This window comes from Microcystis sp. LE18-22.4A (assembly GCF_027531105.1).
GTDB classification, from domain to species: Bacteria; Cyanobacteriota; Cyanobacteriia; order Cyanobacteriales; family Microcystaceae; genus Microcystis; species Microcystis aeruginosa.
The window spans coordinates 1-1553 of the sequence record NZ_JAPZRB010000327.1 but is presented as its reverse complement, the minus strand read 5'-3'; the positions used below and the strand labels follow the sequence as shown (position 1 = coordinate 1553).

General features: G+C 38.3%; 2 protein-coding genes. Both read right to left on the bottom strand.

What is annotated here, in order from left to right; genetic code table 11:
- Positions 1-146 precede the first annotated feature (146 nt).
- Positions 147-818, bottom strand: a complete 672-nt coding sequence (locus O9295_RS14450; protein ID WP_288033477.1) for a DUF3782 domain-containing protein — start codon at positions 816-818, stop codon at positions 147-149.
- Between the two features lie 281 nt (positions 819-1099).
- The gene (locus tag O9295_RS14445; RefSeq protein WP_288033479.1) at positions 1100-1348 is read right to left on the bottom strand and encodes a PIN domain-containing protein; all 249 of its coding nucleotides are present in this window, start codon (positions 1346-1348) and stop codon (positions 1100-1102) included.
- Positions 1349-1553 lie beyond the last annotated feature (205 nt).

Genomic DNA, 1553 nt, shown 5'->3' with positions numbered 1-1553 from the left:
GATTCGCCATACGTCTTCTGATGTAGTCGTCATAGATGATTTTTTCTCTCTGATTTGGTCTATTACTATTTTACTGAATTTGGCCGATTCATGAATAAGAGAGTGTTTTTTCCTTTGGGGAAGATAGAGCGATAGCCTTTGAGGTTTTAATAGGTTTGAGGTTGAAAATTATCGGGAATATCGAGTTCAAATACTTGGTCATGAATCCGAGCCACATAAAACCCTTCTTGCAGAATTTTTTCCCGTAATTCGTTCGATAAGTCAACCGATGCTAGTATGCCATAGAGTTTTTTTTCTTTGTGTTCAGGGAAAAAGCTGCGAAACCGTTGCAAAATACTTTTTAATTGTGTAATGGATTCCTCTCTAGCATGACTTTTAACCTCGACGATATAGGCAGTATTTAGCTCACCATTGGTATAGGCAAGAACATCAATTTCTAGGTGTTTTCCATCTTTACTGACTCGCACACTGGGACTGATAACTTCCATACCAAAGCGTTGCCTGAGAATCGTTTCCATTGAGGGGAGAGCAAGTCCTTCGGTAAAGCTGCCGAATTTGGCACCGAGTCCCCCAATTTGTTTGCCCAGTTCTTTGAGTTGTTTGTCAGTTTTCTGCTGTTGTCGGTCAGTTTCCTTGAGTTGTCGGTCAGTTTCCTTGAGTTGTTGGGCGTTTTCCTTCTGTTGTTGACTAACTTCCTTCAGTAGTAGGTCAGTTTCCTTGAGTTGTTTGTCAGTTTCTTTTTGAGCAGCAGTCAATTCGGCTTGAGCAGTCGCTAATTCGGCTAAGATTCGCCATACGTCTTCTGATGTAGTTGCCATAGATAATTTTTTCCCTCTAATTTGGTCTATTACTATTTTACTGAATTTCGCCGATTAATTAATAATTAATCATTGTTAATTAATGGGACAAGAATCACCGCCACCAGCGACTAACATCCCTAATACTTTGATACACTTCTCTTCAGGCAACCTCCCCCCCAAAATGAAGGATTAAAGGCGCTAAATTGGGAATAGAATTAACAATTATCTTCATTCTCTTTGATTTTTTGACTAATTTATGACTGGTTCGCTGAACGCTGGAAAATGCTAACGTTGATGGGTTATTCATTTGACAGATCATAGAGTTCTAAGCCTTGAATAAAACAAAAATCTCTCAAATTCAATGTATATAGCTTAATATTCTGCACTAATGCTGTTGAGGCAATGATAGAGTCAGGGATGTTGAGTTTGTGACTGAGGGAGTAGGTTTCCATTAAGTTAATAAATTGATTGGATATTGCGACATCTACAGGAAAGGTATGTAGCAATCCGAGATGTCTTTTGATTTTGTTGAGTTCATTTTTATTGATTGCTCCATAATATAATTCGGCTTGAGTAATGGAACTAATGGCTAGTTGATTTAGTCCAATATGGCGGCTCTTCGGTTTGTGTTATGCAATGGACGGGGGTTATAAGGGATGTAACCCTTATATAGAAAGGCATTTAGCGATTTTTGTCAATTGTTTCTTATCTAGAGCGAACTAATCAATTAAGTCTCTTGCCAGATAAGGATTT

Excerpts from the sequence above, each read along its gene's own strand:
- O9295_RS14450 (WP_288033477.1), bottom strand. The coding sequence starts at position 818 with ATGGCAACTACATCAGAAGACGTATGGCGAATCTTAGCCGAATTAGCG.